General features: G+C 58.8%; 15 protein-coding genes. 6 read left to right on the top strand and 9 right to left on the bottom strand.

Going from position 1 to position 15,263, the window contains the following annotated elements:
- Window positions 1-75: 75 nt before the first annotated feature.
- Complete coding sequence (locus tag E1573_RS11585; RefSeq protein WP_133213731.1) at window positions 76-1,074, bottom strand: phosphate ABC transporter substrate-binding protein PstS; 999 nt, start codon at window positions 1,072-1,074, stop codon at window positions 76-78.
- A 161-nt stretch (window positions 1,075-1,235) separates the two neighbouring features.
- A complete protein-coding gene (locus E1573_RS11580) occupies window positions 1,236-2,525 on the bottom strand; it encodes an MFS transporter (RefSeq protein WP_133213729.1) in 1,290 nt (429 codons plus the stop codon).
- A 373-nt stretch (window positions 2,526-2,898) separates the two neighbouring features.
- Here E1573_RS11580 and E1573_RS11575 point away from each other — a divergent pair, with 373 nt between their 5' ends.
- The gene (locus tag E1573_RS11575) at window positions 2,899-3,300 is read left to right on the top strand and encodes an acyl-CoA thioesterase (RefSeq protein ID WP_009402429.1); all 402 of its coding nucleotides are present in this window, start codon (window positions 2,899-2,901) and stop codon (window positions 3,298-3,300) included.
- Window positions 3,301-3,372: 72 nt separating this feature from the next.
- Window positions 3,373-4,269 (top strand): D-hexose-6-phosphate mutarotase, encoded by an 897-nt coding sequence (locus E1573_RS11570; protein WP_133213727.1) that lies wholly within the window; start codon window positions 3,373-3,375, stop codon window positions 4,267-4,269.
- Window positions 4,270-4,348: 79 nt separating this feature from the next.
- Here the strand turns inward: E1573_RS11570 and E1573_RS11565 are convergent, their stop codons facing one another.
- The 5 genes from E1573_RS11565 to E1573_RS11545 form a co-directional block, all read right to left on the bottom strand.
- Window positions 4,349-4,882: a DUF3299 domain-containing protein gene (locus tag E1573_RS11565; RefSeq protein WP_165957320.1), complete on the bottom strand. Its 534-nt coding sequence runs from the start codon at window positions 4,880-4,882 to the stop codon at window positions 4,349-4,351.
- Between the two features lie 44 nt (window positions 4,883-4,926).
- Window positions 4,927-5,172, bottom strand: a complete 246-nt coding sequence (locus E1573_RS11560) for a GlsB/YeaQ/YmgE family stress response membrane protein (RefSeq protein WP_028942497.1) — start codon at window positions 5,170-5,172, stop codon at window positions 4,927-4,929.
- 93 nt (window positions 5,173-5,265) lie between these two features.
- Window positions 5,266-6,348: a 5-(carboxyamino)imidazole ribonucleotide synthase gene (locus E1573_RS11555; RefSeq protein WP_133213723.1), complete on the bottom strand. Its 1,083-nt coding sequence runs from the start codon at window positions 6,346-6,348 to the stop codon at window positions 5,266-5,268.
- A 10-nt stretch (window positions 6,349-6,358) separates the two neighbouring features.
- Window positions 6,359-6,850 (bottom strand): 5-(carboxyamino)imidazole ribonucleotide mutase, encoded by a 492-nt coding sequence (gene purE / locus E1573_RS11550; protein WP_028942499.1) that lies wholly within the window; start codon window positions 6,848-6,850, stop codon window positions 6,359-6,361.
- Window positions 6,851-7,020: 170 nt separating this feature from the next.
- Window positions 7,021-7,968, bottom strand: a complete 948-nt coding sequence (locus E1573_RS11545; protein ID WP_133213721.1) for a LysR substrate-binding domain-containing protein — start codon at window positions 7,966-7,968, stop codon at window positions 7,021-7,023.
- Window positions 7,969-8,146: 178 nt separating this feature from the next.
- Between E1573_RS11545 and aspA the strand changes: the two genes are divergently transcribed.
- The 4 genes from aspA (at window position 8,147) to E1573_RS11525 (ending at window position 13,035) form a co-directional block, all read left to right on the top strand.
- Window positions 8,147-9,571, top strand: coding sequence for an aspartate ammonia-lyase (aspA, locus tag E1573_RS11540; RefSeq protein WP_045186229.1), 1,425 nt, complete (start codon window positions 8,147-8,149; stop codon window positions 9,569-9,571).
- Window positions 9,572-9,825: 254 nt separating this feature from the next.
- A complete protein-coding gene (locus E1573_RS11535; RefSeq protein ID WP_133213719.1) occupies window positions 9,826-10,818 on the top strand; it encodes an asparaginase in 993 nt (330 codons plus the stop codon).
- Between the two features lie 57 nt (window positions 10,819-10,875).
- Window positions 10,876-11,868, top strand: coding sequence for an AraC family transcriptional regulator (locus E1573_RS11530; RefSeq protein ID WP_133213717.1), 993 nt, complete (start codon window positions 10,876-10,878; stop codon window positions 11,866-11,868).
- Between the two features lie 123 nt (window positions 11,869-11,991).
- Window positions 11,992-13,035, top strand: a complete 1,044-nt coding sequence (locus E1573_RS11525) for a histone deacetylase family protein (RefSeq protein WP_133213715.1) — start codon at window positions 11,992-11,994, stop codon at window positions 13,033-13,035.
- 51 nt (window positions 13,036-13,086) lie between these two features.
- Here the strand turns inward: E1573_RS11525 and E1573_RS11520 are convergent, their stop codons facing one another.
- Together E1573_RS11520 and E1573_RS11515 are read right to left on the bottom strand one after the other, a co-directional pair.
- Window positions 13,087-13,533, bottom strand: a complete 447-nt coding sequence (locus tag E1573_RS11520; protein WP_133213713.1) for a hypothetical protein — start codon at window positions 13,531-13,533, stop codon at window positions 13,087-13,089.
- Between the two features lie 142 nt (window positions 13,534-13,675).
- A complete protein-coding gene (locus E1573_RS11515) occupies window positions 13,676-15,202 on the bottom strand; it encodes a PLP-dependent aminotransferase family protein (protein ID WP_133213711.1) in 1,527 nt (508 codons plus the stop codon).
- Window positions 15,203-15,263 lie beyond the last annotated feature (61 nt).

Raw genomic sequence — 15,263 nt, 5'->3', positions numbered from 1 at the left:
CGCTCAGTAACCCTGGCGGCGGACTCGCAATTTTCAGCAGGATCCGGCCATTGCCAGACCCCGCCTAGTTCACTCTCAGTTCTTAGCTACGCCTTTGGCGTGGTTCAGGCCCAGGTCTGCCAGGGCTTTTTCAGCCACTTTGGCAGGCAGTGGGATGTAGCCGTCTTTCACTACAACTTGCTGGCCGGCTTGCGACAGCACCAGCTTCACGAACTCAGCTTCCAGCGGAGCCAGAGGCTTGTTCGGCGCCTTGTTGACGTAGACGTAGAGGAAACGCGACAGCGGGTAGGTACCGTTCAGGGCGTTGGCTTCGTTGTCTTCAACGAAAGCACCGCCGTCTTTCTTGGCCAGCGGCACGGTCTTGACGGAGGCGGTCTTGTAACCGATGCCCGAGTAGCCGATACCGTTCAGCGAGCTGCTGATCGACTGAACGACCGAAGCCGAGCCTGGTTGTTCGTTGACGTTTGGCTTGAAGTCGCCTTTGCACAGGCCTTCTTCTTTGAAGTAACCGTAGGTGCCCGACACCGAGTTACGACCGAACAGTTGCACCGGCTTGTTGGCCAGGTCGCCGGTCACGCCCAGGTCACCCCAGGTTTTCACGTCGGCTTTGGCACCGCACAGGCGGGTCGAGGAGAAAATCGCATCGACCTGAGCCATGGTCAGGCCTTTGATCGGGTTGTCTTTGTGCACGAATACGGCCAGGGCATCGACGGCAACCGGGATTGCGGTTGGCTTGTAGCCGTACTTCTGTTCGAACGCCTGCAGCTCGACGTCCTTCATTTTGCGGCTCATCGGGCCGAGGTTGGCGGTGCCTTCAGTCAGCGCGGGTGGCGCAGTGGAAGAACCGGCAGCCTGAATCTGGATGTTTACGTTCGGGTATTCCTTCTTGTAGGCCTCAGCCCACAGAGTCATCAGGTTCGCCAGGGTATCGGAACCGACGCTGGAGAGGTTGCCCGACACACCAGTGGTTTTGGTGTAAGTCGGAATAGCAGGGTCAACAGCGGCGACCGCGTTGGCGGTAGCAACGCCAGCGGCGACGAAAGTCAGGGCCGCCATCAAACGCTTCAGTTTCATGCCTTACTCCTAGCAGGAATTGGGGTGAGCTGGATCTGGCCCAAGTATCTGCAGGCCGCATGAACACTTTATGAATCGAATATGACAATTAGATGAAAGGCCATCATCGGAAACCGAGGATGGCCTTTTCAAAATGTTGCGAGGGTTGTGTTAGAGCGGTGTCAGCGTTTCTTCGCCAGCAGGTACAGGCCAACCAGCAGACCAATGGTCGAGATACCTGCCACATAGTAGGCCGGTGCCATCGGGCTGAACTTGAGCAGCGCGGTCACCACCATCGGCGTCAGGCCGCCGAAGATCGCGTAAGCCATGTTGTAGGAGAACGACAGGCCACTGAAGCGCACCACCGGTGGAAACGCCTTGACCATCACATAAGGCACGGCGCCGACAATGCCCACACACAGCCCGGTCAACGCATACAACGGAACCATCCACTCCGGGTGGGTGGGCAGGCTGTGGTAGAAGGTCCAGGACGAAGCCAGCAACAGCAAACTGCCGACAACGAACACCCGGCCAGCGCCCAGGCGGTCAGCCAATGCACCGGTGGCAATGCAGCCAAAGCTGAGCAGGACGATGGCCAGGCTGTTGGCCTTGAGCGAGTCGGTTGGGCTGATCTGATAGAGGCTCTGCAGCAGCGCCGGGGTCATCAGGATCACCACGACAATACCGGCCGACAACAGCCAGGTCAGCAACATCGACAGGACAATGGCGCCACGGTGATCACGCAGCACTGCACGCAGCGGCACTTCTTCAGCCAGCGCCTTGCGTGCCTGCATTTCGGCAAACACAGGTGTTTCATGCAACCAGCGACGCAGGTATACCGCGAACAGGCCAAACACGCCGCCGAGCAGGAACGGCAGACGCCAAGCGTAGTCGGCCACTTCTTCAGGGGTGTAGATGCTGTTGATCAGGGTTGCCACCAGCGAGCCGAGCAGAATCCCGGAGGTCAGCCCCGCAGTCAGGGTGCCGCAGGCATAACCGGTGTTGCGTGCCGGCACATGCTCGGACACGAATACCCAGGCGCCTGGCACTTCACCGCCAATCGCCGCGCCCTGAATCACCCGCATCAGCAGCAACAGAATCGGTGCCCACATGCCGATCTGTGCGTAGGTGGGCAGCAAGCCCATGATCAGCGTCGGTACCGCCATCATGAAGATGCTCAGGGTGAACATCTTCTTGCGCCCCAGTAGATCGCCAAAGTGCGCCATGACAATGCCGCCCAAAGGCCTTGCCAGGTAACCTGCGGCGAAAATACCAAACGTTTGCATCAAACGTAGCCATTCCGGCATGTCGGCGGGAAAGAACAGCTTGCCGACTACGGTGGCGAAGAACACAAAAATAATGAAATCGTAGAACTCCAGCGCACCGCCCAAGGCGGAAAGCGACAGAGTTTTATAGTCACTGCGGGTGAGCGGCCTCGAAGGCTGCGCAATACTGCCTGGCACGGAGGTCATAAGTATCTCTTATTGGATTTTCATTATGGATACCGCAGGCCGCCTGCGACAGGGCTTTTGGCCTGAGAAGCCCCGAACGATATCAAATTGCCGGAAAAAGCACATCGCAGTACATATTCAATACAAGTATTCATGACTGCATGGTCGTCGCTGCGCTTTCAGCTCTATATACTGGCCGCCTGTAGGATGAGGTTGGACCTTGCGAAGGATGTTGTGCGAAAACGTCGCTAAGCAGGCTTAGTCGATTTCGCAGAGTTTCCCTTCGCCGCCTGGCAAAGCGAAAGCAGCGTAGAATAGTTGTGCTGAATCGTTTTTCGAGGCGTCTGTCATAGCGCCAACCAACGAAGCGTCACGGGTCAGAGGCACCCCCGGCATGATTGAACTCGAACAAGAAGATCCTATCCCGCAGGGCGACCTGGCCTTGCAGATCACCGCATTACCGCGTGAAACCAATGGTTTCGGCGACATTTTCGGCGGCTGGCTGGTCGCTCAAATGGACTTGGCCGGCACTGCCATGGCCAGCCGAGTTGCTGGCGGTCGGGTCGCGACCGTCGCGATTGACCGCATGGCCTTTCTGGTCCCGGTCGCCGTTGGTGCACAGTTGTCCTTTTATACCCAAACCCTGGAAATCGGCCGCAGCTCGATCCAGATGATGGTTGAGGTATGGAGCGACGACCCGTTGTCCAGCGAATGGCGCAAAGTAACTGAAGCTGTGTTTGTGTTCGTGGCCATTGATGGCAGCGGCCGCACCCGCTCGGTTCCTCCTCGTCGCTGACACGGCTGCGCGGTAAACTCAACGGTATGCGAACGGTCCAACACCGTACGGCAAACCAATGAGAGCATGCGCATGTCCACACCCAAGGTCGAATCCGAAAAGCACGGTGAGCTCAACTGCTGGCGCATCACCAGCGACACTGCCGAACTGCTGGTTGCCCAGCAGGGCGCGCAGGTTCTGAGTTATCAGCGCATCGGTGAGCCACCGTTGTTGTGGCTCAGTGAGCAAGCCATCTTCAAACAGGGCAAATCAGTGCGTGCCGGTGTTCCGGTGTGCTGGCCTTGGTTTGGCAACCTCAAGCGCAACCCGGCTGCTGTTCAGGCCATGTACCACGGCGAAGACGCACCAGCTCATGGTTTGGTGCGTGGCCGTGACTGGCAATTGCTGGGCATTGCCAGCGAAGGCAATTCAGTGCGCGTGGACTTCACCTTGCCAGAGACCCAGGGCGACCTGCCTGGCTGGCCACACAATGTCGAGCTTACGCTCAGCATCGTCATGGCCGAACAATTGCGCATCACCCTGACCAGCTACAACCTCGACAACGTGCCGGTCACTGTCAGCCAGGCCTTGCACAGCTACTTTGCGGTTAGCGATGTGCGCGAGGTGCACGTCGAGGGTGTCGAGGGCCTCGATTACATCGAAACCCTGGCCGATTGGGAGCAACGCACTCAACAAGGTGCGCTGAGCTTTGCTGGTGAGACTGACCGTATTTACCTGCAGGTACCGGAGCAGTTGAGTATTGCCGATCCGAACTGGAACCGGCGCACTCGCGTAGCCAGCACCGGCTCGCGCTCGGCTGTCATCTGGAACCCGTGGATTGGGCGCGCGGCTGAATTGTCAGACATGGCTGATGATGGCTGGCAGCGCATGCTGTGTATCGAAACAGCAAATGTCTGGGACGATGTGGTGACGCTGGCACCAGGGGCGACTCATTCGTTGAGCTTGAGCATCGGTAGCGAGCCACTCTAGAACGCAGATCGCGGGGCAAGCCCGCTCCCACAGCGGATCCACACAAATCCTGTGGGAGCGGGCTTGCCCCGCGATCAGGTCAAAGGTCTGCGTCTTCCACTACCCGCACTTTGCCCGCATCCATCGCATAAGCGGCATCAGCCAGGTCATTGCTGACTTTTTCGATCTTCAACGTGCCGTCGACCCACAGCGGCGTATAGATATCATCCAGCTTCAAACCCTTGGGGTACCTAACTAATACCAGCTGGTTCGGCGGTGGTGGCGGCACGTGGATGCATGCCCCTGGGTACGGCACAAGGAAGAACAGCGTGCTATTGCCCTTAGCATCGGTTTCCAACGGCACCGGGTAGCCACCCAGGCGAATGTGCTTGCCGTTCATGGCGGCTACGGTCTTGTTCGAGTACATCACCGCGGGCAAGCCCTTGCTTTGCTTCAGGCCACCCTTTTCGGTGAACGTACCCGTAGCTTCCGGTGAGTTGTGGTCAATCTCGGGCATCAGCTCAAGGGCTTTCTGGTCCGACTTGGGCATCAGTTCCAGCCAGTCGGTCTCCGCCAGTTCGGCATGGGCAAGGCTGCTGACAAGCAGCAATGAAAGTAAAAATACACGGCGCATGAAAATGCTCGGCAACAAAAATTGCCGAGCATTTTAGCCTGCTGTCAGTTCTTTTTGACCATGCCGTATATCACCAAAAGGACGACCGCACCCACCAGCGCCCCGAGGAAACCTGCACCTTCTCCTGCCTGGTAGATACCCAGCGCCTGGCCGCCGTAGGTCGCTGCGAGCGAACCGGCAATGCCGAGGAGAATGGTCATGATCCAGCCCATGCTGTCGTCGCCGGGCTTGATGAAACGCGCCAGCAGACCAACGATCAGGCCGATGAAGATGGTTCCGATGATACCCATGGCAATCCCTCTGAATGGAATGACGCATGCCAAAGCCTAGTCAGCGCTTTGGCATCCCGCCATCAGAGGGATTGTGAAGAGGGAAGGTTCCTCTTAGCCCTGGATCAAGGCCTCAACCTGCTGGATTTTCTGCTCCAGGGTTGCCATGTCGGCACAACGCAACGTGGCGTGGCCAACCTTGCGCCCAACCTTGAAAGCCTTGCCGTAGTGATGCAGGTGGCATTCATCGATGGCCACGACCTTGTCTACCGCCGGTACTTCACCGATGAAGTTGAGCATGGCGCTTTCACCGACCTTGGCCGTCGAACCCAGCGGCAAGCCAGCAACGGCGCGCAAGTGGTTTTCGAACTGGCTGCACTCGGCACCTTCGATGGTCCAGTGCCCGGAGTTGTGCACGCGCGGAGCGATTTCGTTGGCCTTCAGGCCACCGTCGACTTCGAAGAATTCGAATGCCAACACGCCGACGTAGTCGAGCTGTTTGAGCACGCGACCGGCGTAATCTTCAGCCAGGCTCTGCAGCAAGTGGTCTTCACTGGCCACCGACAAGCGCAGGATGCCGTTCTCGTGGGTGTTATGCACCAGCGGGTAGAAACGGGTTTCACCGTCGCGAGCGCGCACAGCAATCAGCGAGACTTCGCCAGTGAACGGTACGAAGCCTTCCAGCAAGCATGGCACGCTACCCAGTTCGGCGAAGGTGCCTACCACATCATCAGCAGTTCGCAGCACTTTCTGGCCTTTTCCGTCATAACCCAGAGTACGGGTCTTGAGTACGGCTGGCAGGCCAATGCTGGCTACAGCGGCGTCGAGGTCAGCTTGCGACTGAATATCGGCGAACGACGGGGTTGGAATACCCAGGTCTTTGAACATGCTCTTTTCGAACCAGCGGTCGCGAGCGATGCGCAGCGATTCGGCACTCGGGTAGACCGGTACGAACTGCGACAGGAAGGCGACGGTTTCTGCCGGAACGCTTTCGAACTCGAAAGTGACCAGGTCAACTTCGTCGGCCAGTTGGCGCAGGTGGTCCTGGTCGCCGTAATCGGCACGCAGGTGCTCGCCCAATGGCGCGGCGCAAGCGTCCGGAGCCGGGTCGAGGAAGGCGAAGTTCATGCCCAGTGGCGTTCCTGCCAGGGCCAACATGCGACCGAGCTGGCCGCCACCGATTACACCGATTTTCATGCTTGTGACCTCAGGCCTGGCGCGGATCTGGATTGTCCAGAACGTTGTCTGTCTGCTCTGCGCGGAACTGCTTCAACACGCTGTGGAACTGCGGGTGCTTGGCGCCCAGAATGCTTGCCGACAGCAGCGCGGCGTTGATTGCGCCAGCTTTGCCGATGGCCAGGGTAGCGACCGGAATACCGGCAGGCATTTGCACGATCGAGAGCAGCGAGTCGACCCCGGAGAGCATCGACGACTGTACAGGCACACCCAGAACCGGCAGGTGGGTTTTGGCGGCGCACATGCCTGGCAAGTGGGCAGCGCCACCAGCACCGGCGATGATCACCTCGATGCCTCGGCCTTCGGCCTCTTCGGCATACTGGAACAGCAGGTCCGGGGTACGGTGGGCAGATACCACCTTGACCTCGTAGGGAATGCCGAGTTTTTCCAGCATATCGGCGGTGTGGCTAAGGGTGGACCAATCGGACTTGGAGCCCATGATCACGCCAACCAGTGCACTCATCGTCGAGCCTCTTCTCTTGGGCGCCCGCAGGCGCGTCAAAAAACAACAAGCCACGCGGGACGACCGGCGTGGCTTGTTATACGAATTAGGGTCGGGGGAAGCCGACCGAAGGCCGCGCAGTATACCGTAAAGCCGCGACGTTGATGCACTCCGACGACCAACTGTCAGCCTTATTTTTCGGGGCTCGGACTGACTTTTGAGTCAACCCGGGCCTCACCTGTGTTGCCCGCCGATTCCAGCTTGCGCCACAGCAACCGTACGTTGGCTTTGCGTACCAGGGCACAGCGATACAGGCGAATCTCCAGAGGCACATGCCACTGGCTGCTACCACAGATCACTAATTCACCCCGTTCAAGCTCGGCCCGCGCCGATAGCCTCGGCACCCAGGCGACTCCCAACCCTTCCAGCGCCATACTCTTGAGGCTGTCAGCCATGGCCGTCTCATAGACCGTGGTAAAGCGAAGGTTGCGCTGGCGCAGCAGCAAATTGACCGAGCGCCCCAGGAATGCCCCAGCACTGTAGGCCAGCAGCGGCACACTGCCCTCACCTTCCAGGTCGAACAGCGGCTGGCCATTGGCGTCTGCGGCACACACCGGAAGCATCTCGGTGTTACCCATATGCAGCGACGGGAAAATTTCGGCGTCCATCTGCAGCGCAGCATCAGGGTCATAGAACGCCAGCATCAAGTCGCAGCCGCCCTCGCGCAAGGCGTGCACCGCGTCACCGACGTTGGTGGCCACCAGCCGGGTTGCGATGTTCAGACCATCGTTACGCAGTTGGGCAATCCAGCGCGGGAAGAACCCCAAGGCCAGGGAGTGCGCTGCAGCCACTTGAATCACTTCGCCCTGCCCGCCTTCCAGATGATGCAGATGGCGCAACACTTCGCCCAACTGATCGACCACCGTACGCGCCGTCACCAGAAATAGCTGGCCGGCCGCTGTCAGCTCGATAGGCGTGCGCGAGCGGTTGACCAAGGTCAGCCCCAGCGCCGCCTCAAGGCTGCGAATACGCCGACTGAAGGCAGGCTGGGTCACGAAGCGGCGCTCAGCGGCTTGAGAAAAGCTGCGGGTCGCCGCCAGGGCGCTGAAGTCTTCCAGCCATTTGCTTTCAAGGTTCATTTGTCTCTCCAGGCATGCACCAAAATGGGACACGCTCGAATGTCGGTTGGCGTCACATCAACCATTATGCCGTTTGTGCATAGGTTAGCGTGCAACAGCATTGGCCGCAAAAGCGGTGCCAGCCTAGGATTGGCGCCATTCCGGCATGTGCCGGGCCAAACTCGAGATGATATTTATCATGTCCGCTGCTGCATCGTTCCGCGTTGAAAAAGACCTGCTTGGCACCCTCGAAGTCCCAGCTGATGCTTACTACGGCATCCAGACCCTGCGCGCTGCCAACAACTTCCACCTCTCCGGTGTTCCGCTGTCGCACTACCCTAAGCTGGTCGTGGCCCTGGCCATGGTCAAGCAAGCTGCCGCCGACGCCAACCGTGAGCTGGGTCACCTGAGCGATGCCAAGCACGCCGCCATCAGCGAGGCTTGCGCCCGTCTGATCCGCGGTGACTACCACGAGCAATTTGTGGTCGACATGATTCAAGGCGGTGCTGGTACTTCTACCAACATGAACGCCAACGAAGTGATCGCCAACATCGCGCTGGAAGCCATGGGCCACCAGAAAGGCGAATACAAGTACCTGCACCCGAACAACGACGTGAACATGGCGCAGTCGACCAACGACGCCTACCCGACTGCGATCCGTCTGGGTCTGCTGCTCGGTCACGATGCGCTGTTGGCCAGCCTCGACAGCCTGATCCAGGCCTTCGCTGCCAAAGGTAAAGAATTCGACCACGTACTGAAGATGGGCCGCACCCAGCTGCAGGACGCTGTACCGATGACCCTGGGCCAGGAATTCCGCGCCTTCGCCACCACCATGACCGAAGACCTGCAGCGCCTGCGCTCGCTGGCTCCGGAACTGCTGACCGAAATCAACCTGGGTGGTACCGCCATCGGCACCGGCATCAACGCCGACCCTGGCTACCAGGCCCTGGCCGTACAGCGCCTGGCAACCATTAGCGGCCAACCGCTGGTTCCAGCTGCCGACCTGATCGAAGCAACCTCCGACATGGGTGCGTTCGTACTGTTCTCCGGCATGCTCAAGCGTACTGCGGTCAAGCTGTCGAAGATCTGTAACGACCTGCGTCTGCTGTCCAGCGGTCCGCGCACCGGCATCAACGAGATCAACCTGCCAGCCCGTCAGCCAGGCAGCTCGATCATGCCAGGCAAGGTCAACCCGGTTATCCCCGAAGCAGTCAACCAAGTGGCCTTCGCCATCATGGGTAACGACCTGGCCCTGACCGTCGCTGCCGAAGGTGGCCAACTGCAGCTGAACGTGATGGAGCCGCTGATCGCTTACAAGATCTTCGACTCGATCCGCCTGCTGCAACGCGCCATGGACATGCTGCGCGAGCACTGCATCGTCGGCATCACCGCTAACGAACAGCGCTGCCGTGAACTGGTCGAACACTCGATCGGCCTGGTCACCGCCCTGAACCCGTACATCGGCTACGAGAACGCCACCCGTATCGCCGCCATCGCCCTGGAAAGCGGCCGTGGTGTGCTGGAACTGGTTCGCGAGGAAGGCCTGCTGGACGAAGAGATGCTCAACGACATCCTGCGTCCGGAAAACATGATTGCTCCGCGTCTGGTTCCGCTGAAAGCGTAACCGATGCTGTAACACCGCTCACCAGGTCGAGGGACTAGACACCTCTCACCTTTTGAGGGCCCTGGGTTAACTCCCCGGGCCCTTTTTTTATGCCCTTAAAATAGCCTTGCTCAGTGGGAGCGGGCTTGCCCCGCGATCGCGGTATTTCAGTTAAATCGCATCGCGGGGCAAGCCCGCTCCCACCTAGTGGCGCACCTTGGGTGGCTTGGCGTACTGTGGGCAGCTAACAATAAGCCGACCACGGAGACCGCCCCATGGCAACCGCACAACCCGCCCGCAACATCATGGTGCTGTATACCGGCGGTACCATCGGCATGCAGGCGAGTGCCAATGGCCTGGCTCCGGCCTCAGGCTTCGAACAGCGAATGCGCGAACAGTTGGCCGGAGTTGCCGGCATCCCATCATGGCAGTTTCGCGAAATGCAGCCGCTGATCGATAGCGCCAACATGACGCCTGAATACTGGCAACGCCTGCGCGAGGCGGTCATCGAAGCCGTCGATAATCAGGGCTGCGATGCTGTTCTGATACTGCATGGCACCGACACCCTCGCCTACAGCGCGGCAGCTATGAGCTTTCAGTTGCTTGGCCTGCAGGCACCTGTGCTGCTGACCGGCTCCATGCTGCCCGCCGGCGTTGCCGACAGCGATGCCTGGGAAAACCTGGTCGGCGCCTTGCAAGCACTGGCCCACGGTATCGCCCCTGGGGTGCAGTTGTACTTTCATGGTGAATTGCTCGCCCCTCAGCGCACCGCCAAAGTGCGCAGCTTCGGTCGGCACCCATTCGTGACACTCAAGCGCGCAGACGGTGTGCCCAACGTGCAACCCCTGCCACCCGAGCTGGACTACCGCCACCCCAAACAAACCGCCAAGGTCGCAGCACTGCCGCTGGTCCCCGGGTTTGGCGCACCCTTGCTGCACGCGGTGCTCGCCAGCGGTGTGCAGGGCGTGATTCTGGAATGCTTCGGCAGTGGCACTGGCCCGGCCAACGACACAGACTTCCTCGATGCCCTGAAGCAGGCGCACGCCAAAGGCGTTGTGGTGGTAGCAATCACCCAATGCCATGAAGGTGGGGTTGAGCTGGATGTGTATGAAGCGGGCAGCCGTTTGCGTCAGGCCGGGGTATTGTCCGGCGCAGGGATGACCCGCGAGGCTGCATTCGGCAAATTGCAGTTGCTGCTTGGCGCCGGTTTAGCGCTGACAGAAGTACGGCGCCTGATCGAGCTGGACCTCTGCGCAGAACTGGGCTAACCCGGCAAGGCACGCATATTGCTGGCTTACAGATAGCCCTTCAGCAGGAAGCCACCCATGCTCCACTCGCATCTCACGACCCTCAACGCCGTGTCGTTGATTCTGCAGGCCTTCAAAAATGAAGGCGTAGACGCTGCGGCGCTGCTCGACGGTAGCGGTATAAGCCCCGAGGACCTGGGCCGCGCTGACTTGCGCATTACCACCCGCCAAGAGCTATTGGTGTGTGCCAACGCTGTGGCGCGGCGCCGTGAGGTGGGCCTGGAGTTGGGTCGGCGCATGCATGTTTCCTGCTACGGGATGCTCGGTTACGCGCTACTTTCCAGTGCCACCTTAGGTGACGCTTTACGTCTGGCCATGCAGTATCCGGCGCTGCTGGGAACACTTTTCCAGTTACGCCTGATCGAAGACGGTGAACGCATTTGGTTCAGTGCCAGTAACTACCGCGAGGTCCCGCACTTGGCTGCCTTCAATGCCGAGTTCTGCCTGACGTCCCTGAAAGTCATTTGCGATGACCTGCTCGGGCAATCGCTGCCGCTGCTAGCGTCGCGTTTTGTCCATGCCGCGCCTGATTACCAAACGCTGTATACCGAGACCTTCAATTGCCCACTGCAATTTGAGGCCGCTGATAACGCCTTCGCCTTCGAGCGCCAGTGGCTCGATAAACCTTTACCGTTGGCCGACCAGATCACCCATCGGGCTATGAGTGAGCGTTGCCGCCGACAAAACCTGGAATTCACCGGACGCCAGGCCTGGCTAGGGCGCATCCGTCAGTTGTTGCTCGATCAACTGGATGCCGCGCCCGGGCTGGAAGGCCTGGCCAAACAGATGAACTGTTCATCACGGACGTTGCGCCGCCATCTACAGGAACTGGGTAGCAGCTACCAGCAATTGCTCGACGAATTGCGTTTTGAACGAGCCAAACAATTGCTGGCTGAAGACCAATTGCCGATCTATCAGATTGCAGAAGCCTTGGGCTTCAGCGAAACCGCCAGCTTTCGCCATGCATTTCTACGCTGGAGCGGTGTAGCACCCAGTCATTTCCGCGCCTGAACAAGTGGTATCTGGCCCCGTAGACTGGCCACATCGATCCCCTTTTGGCCGTTTCCGCCGTTCTGAAGCAGGGCTGCTCCATTCAACAATGGACCTCTGCCTGTGACTGTGGAAAACAAAAAAATGCTGACCATTTATTCTGATGACCATCGCCTGCACCACGGCCGCTGCGAGCTGATCGACGGGCAATTGATGCCGTGCTTCGAAATGCCTTCGCGCGCTGACCATGTTCTGGAACGGGTAAAAGCCCGTGAGCTGGGCCCAGTGCAAGGCCCGACAGACTTTGGCCGCGCCCCGCTGCTGCGGGTGCACAGTGCCGACTACCTGAATTTCTTTGAAGGTGCCTGGAAGCGCTGGGCCAGCCTCGGCCATGATGGCGACCTGCTGCCCTACACTTGGCCTGCGCGCACGCTGCGCAGCGTTAAACCGTCCACCCTGCATGGCGAGCTGGGGTATTACAGCTTCGATGGCGGCGCGCCGATCACCGCGGGCACTTGGCAGGCCGCTTACAGTGCTGCGCAAGTGGCGCTCACCGCCCAGGCAGCCGTGCAAGCCGGCGCCCATAGCGCCTTCGCCCTGTGCCGACCACCAGGGCACCATGCCGCCAGCGATGTCATGGGTGGCTATTGCTACCTGAACAACGCCGCAATTGCTGCCCAGGCGTTCCTCGACCAAGGCCACAGCAAAGTCGCCATCCTCGATGTCGACTATCACCATGGCAACGGTACTCAGGACATTTTCTACCAGCGCAACGATGTGTTCTTCGCATCAATCCACGGCGATCCACAGGCTGAATTCCCGTTCTTTCTTGGCTACGCCGACGAACAGGGCGAAGGTGAAGGCCTGGGTTACAACATCAACTACCCGCTGCCAGCCGGCAGTGACTGGCACACCTGGGGCAACGCGCTGGATCAAGCCTGTGAGCGGATCGCCGCCTTTGCACCAGATGTTGTGGTGGTCTCGCTCGGGGTGGACACCTTCAAGAACGATCCGATCTCGCAGTTCAAACTGGACAGCCCTGACTACCTGAAGATGGGCGAGCGCATCGCTCGCCTGGGTAAGCCAACCCTCTTTGTGATGGAAGGCGGCTATGCAGTCGAGGAAATCGGCATCAACGCGGTCAACGTGCTAGAGGGCTTTCAGAGCGCTCAGCCACAGTCCCGATAAGTTAACGCCTGTGTGTTACGCCCCCCAGCTCAAGGCGGGGGCGTATCACGGTTAGCCAATAGTCATCTGGGCAACGCTGAACTTGGCTTTGGTAATTTTCGAAACGGGGGAACCTTTTTCCAGCTCAACTTCAAACTCGCCAGTATAAGGCTGGCTCAATTTTTTGAGCCTGGCAGTGCCTTTGTCGGCAGGATACTCAAGGTTTTCCCCCTCTTCGATCATATAACCAACCGTTACCTTTCCATCCAATGTGACGGGATGATCACCAACGGCCAAGTCATCATCCGCTGCGAAAGAAATATATTTACGTCCTTTCGCAGTTTGAATAACACCTACCACGATATTCACACCAAAACTTGTGAATCCACGCACCTCTTGAGCCTCAAAAGGCGTGCCATCGATCAGTGCCGTAAAGTAATCATTAGCGCTCTTTTTTTGGCGGCCAGTCTTCATTGCGTCCAATGCCGCTTTCAAAGCTTTTTTGTGAGTGCTTTCCATGTACAAACCCTCAAAAGTGACCGCTGGATAAGTTAGCGACCATGAGTATGCACACGCAGAAATGAATAAACACCTGACAAATTTATCAGTTGCCAATCCGTAATTTTTAAAAAACCCCTTCGCTAATAGTTATAACTTCCCGCTATAGCCAAACTTTCTTCAATTGTTCCACCGCTATTTTAATGCTGCTCTCAGGCACCGCTGCAAAACCAATAACCAGGCCCGCACGCGATTTACCCTCATCCGGAGTGCCCGGCAACCAGAAGTTACTCAATGCACTAATCTCGACACCCACACGTTCAGCCTGCTCAATGAGTTCACGTTCGCGTTCGATCCCCTGCACCGGCAACGTCAAATGTAGGCCAGCAGCAACCACCGGCATTGCACCAACGCCCGATATCTCCCGTGGCCAGGCATTGAGCAAGGCATTGCGTCGCGCCAAAGCTGCACGGCGCATACGCCGGATATGTCGCTGGAAGTAGCCCTGGACCATGAATTGCGCCATCACGCACTGCGTGGCCACCTCAGAATGCCGGACGTTCAACGCCCGGGCCCAGGAAAATTCGCGCATCAGCGACGTAGGCAGCACCAGATAGCCGAGGCGCAAGGCGGGAAAGGCCACCTTACCGAACGTGCCTACGTAGATCACTCGTCCTTGCCGATCCAGCGCTGCCAGCGGCGCCAGAGGCGCGCCGCTGTAACGGTATTCGCCATCGTAGTCATCCTCGATGACCCAGCCCTGGTGACGCTCAGCCCAGGCCAACAGCGCCAGACGTCGAGCCAGGCTCATGGTAACGCCGGTGGGGTATTGGTGTGCCGGGGTGACATAGGCCAGCCTGCAGTTGTCGAGTGATTCAAGCACCGCGCAGTCCAGGCCATCGTTATCCACAGGCACACCGATAACCTCCGCGCCCGCCATGGTAAAAGCGTGCCCTGCTGCCCGATATCCTGGGTTTTCCACAGCTACGCGGCTGCCAGGGTCCAACAGCAACTGTGCACAAAGGCTGATGGCCTGCTGCGCACCATGGGTGATCACAATTTGCTCAGCAGTACAGGAAAGGCCTCGCGACCGCCTCAGGTAGGCAGCAATCAACTCACGAAGCTCCAATTCACCCGCAGGGTCTCCATAGCCAAGATGTGCTGGGTCTGGATTGCGCCAAAAACCCGCCTGTAGCTTGGCCCAGACGTCGAACGGGAACAGATCGAACGCCGGAATTCCGACGCGAAAGGCACGAGGTGCGCCTGTTTTGGGTGGCGGCAAATGGTTGGATTTCAACCGCTCCAGCGGCTCACTCGACACGCTGCAACTGGATAAAACCTCAGTACTATTCGGGCTAAATGTGGATAACCCTGTTGATAACCTACTGTATAACCCTGTGGATAATCGTGTGGATATTTTTTCGAGGTGACTGACATAGGTGCCATCACCCACTCGGCTTTCGATGAAGCCTTCCGCGTAGAGCTGATCGTAAGCACGCACCACAGTGTTGCGCGACAACCCCAGTTGCTCGGCCAGCTCCCGGCTCGCAGGCAGGCGCGTACCGCTGCTTAAGCGACCATCGAGAATTCGCCCCCGCAGCGCCTGATAGAGCTGCTGACTAAGACCTCGGCGGCGATCAAGCACGATGCCAGTGGGGTCGAAGGGCAAAACAAGGATGCGCTCGCTCATAGCATTGGACCTATGAAAATAGCCATAAATGGCTCTTACAAAGAGCCAATAGCCTGCCTAG

Source organism: Pseudomonas sp. H9 (assembly GCF_004353925.1).
In the GTDB taxonomy this organism is placed as follows: Bacteria; Pseudomonadota; Gammaproteobacteria; order Pseudomonadales; family Pseudomonadaceae; genus Aquipseudomonas.
Note: the sequence above shows the minus strand (reverse complement) of the source record. Positions and strands in the feature narration are given on the sequence as shown.

Coding starts and splice junctions, on each gene's coding strand:
- E1573_RS11585 (WP_133213731.1), bottom strand. CDS start 1,074: ATGAAACTGAAGCGTTTGATGGCGGCCCTGACTTTCGTCGCCGCTGGC.
- E1573_RS11580 (WP_133213729.1), bottom strand. CDS start 2,525: ATGACCTCCGTGCCAGGCAGTATTGCGCAGCCTTCGAGGCCGCTCACC.
- E1573_RS11575 (WP_009402429.1), top strand. CDS start 2,899: ATGATTGAACTCGAACAAGAAGATCCTATCCCGCAGGGCGACCTGGCC.
- E1573_RS11570 (WP_133213727.1), top strand. CDS start 3,373: ATGTCCACACCCAAGGTCGAATCCGAAAAGCACGGTGAGCTCAACTGC.
- E1573_RS11565 (WP_165957320.1), bottom strand. CDS start 4,882: ATGCGCCGTGTATTTTTACTTTCATTGCTGCTTGTCAGCAGCCTTGCC.
- E1573_RS11560 (WP_028942497.1), bottom strand. CDS start 5,172: ATGGGTATCATCGGAACCATCTTCATCGGCCTGATCGTTGGTCTGCTG.
- E1573_RS11555 (WP_133213723.1), bottom strand. CDS start 6,348: ATGAAAATCGGTGTAATCGGTGGCGGCCAGCTCGGTCGCATGTTGGCC.
- purE (WP_028942499.1), bottom strand. CDS start 6,850: ATGAGTGCACTGGTTGGCGTGATCATGGGCTCCAAGTCCGATTGGTCC.
- E1573_RS11545 (WP_133213721.1), bottom strand. CDS start 7,968: ATGAACCTTGAAAGCAAATGGCTGGAAGACTTCAGCGCCCTGGCGGCG.
- aspA (WP_045186229.1), top strand. CDS start 8,147: ATGTCCGCTGCTGCATCGTTCCGCGTTGAAAAAGACCTGCTTGGCACC.
- E1573_RS11535 (WP_133213719.1), top strand. CDS start 9,826: ATGGCAACCGCACAACCCGCCCGCAACATCATGGTGCTGTATACCGGC.
- E1573_RS11530 (WP_133213717.1), top strand. CDS start 10,876: ATGCTCCACTCGCATCTCACGACCCTCAACGCCGTGTCGTTGATTCTG.
- E1573_RS11525 (WP_133213715.1), top strand. CDS start 11,992: ATGCTGACCATTTATTCTGATGACCATCGCCTGCACCACGGCCGCTGC.
- E1573_RS11520 (WP_133213713.1), bottom strand. CDS start 13,533: ATGGAAAGCACTCACAAAAAAGCTTTGAAAGCGGCATTGGACGCAATG.
- E1573_RS11515 (WP_133213711.1), bottom strand. CDS start 15,202: ATGAGCGAGCGCATCCTTGTTTTGCCCTTCGACCCCACTGGCATCGTG.